The 678-nt window shown below is 64.7% G+C and carries 1 protein-coding gene; it reads left to right on the top strand.

What is annotated here, in order from left to right; genetic code table 11:
• Nucleotides 1-153: 153 nt before the first annotated feature.
• A partial coding sequence (gene repC, locus R7Q09_RS25925; protein ID WP_318143915.1) for a replication protein C, IncQ-type occupies nt 154-678 on the top strand: 525 nt, incomplete at its 3' end.

The raw sequence follows: 678 nt of genomic DNA, 5'->3' as shown, positions 1-678 counted from the left end.
TGGACGACGACCAGCGCCGGTTCTTCGTCCGCTTCGGTGTGAGCAAGGCCAACTATGGCGCACCGTTCGCTGATCGGTGGTTCAGGCGGCATGACGGCGGGGTGCTCAAGCCCGCCGTGCTGGAGAGGCAGCGCAAGAGCAAGGGGGTGCCCCGTGGTGAAGCCTAAGAACAAGCACAGCCTCAGCCACGTCCGGCACGACCCGGCGCACTGTCTGGCCCCCGGCCTGTTCCGTGCCCTCAAGCGGGGCGAGCGCAAGCGCAGCAAGCTGGACGTGACGTATGACTACGGCGACGGCAAGCGGATCGAGTTCAGCGGCCCGGAGCCGCTGGGCGCTGATGATCTGCGCATCCTGCAAGGGCTGGTGGCCATGGCTGGGCCTAATGGCCTAGTGCTTGGCCCGGAACCCAAGACCGAAGGCGGACGGCAGCTCCGGCTGTTCCTGGAACCCAAATGGGAAGCCGTTACCGCTGACGCCATGGTGGTCAAGGGTAGCTATCGGGCGCTGGCTCGTGAAATAGGCTATGCCAATATCGAGGACTCAAAGCCCATCAGGGACTGCATTGAACGGCTTTGGAAGGTGTCCATCATCGCCCAGAATGGCCGCAAGCGGCAGGGCTTCCGGCTGCTTGCCGAGTACGCCAGCGACGAGGCAGACGGGCGCCTGTATGTGGCCCTG

This window comes from Vibrio sp. 2130-1 (assembly GCF_033339515.1).
Note: the sequence above shows the minus strand (reverse complement) of the source record. Positions and strands in the feature narration are given on the sequence as shown.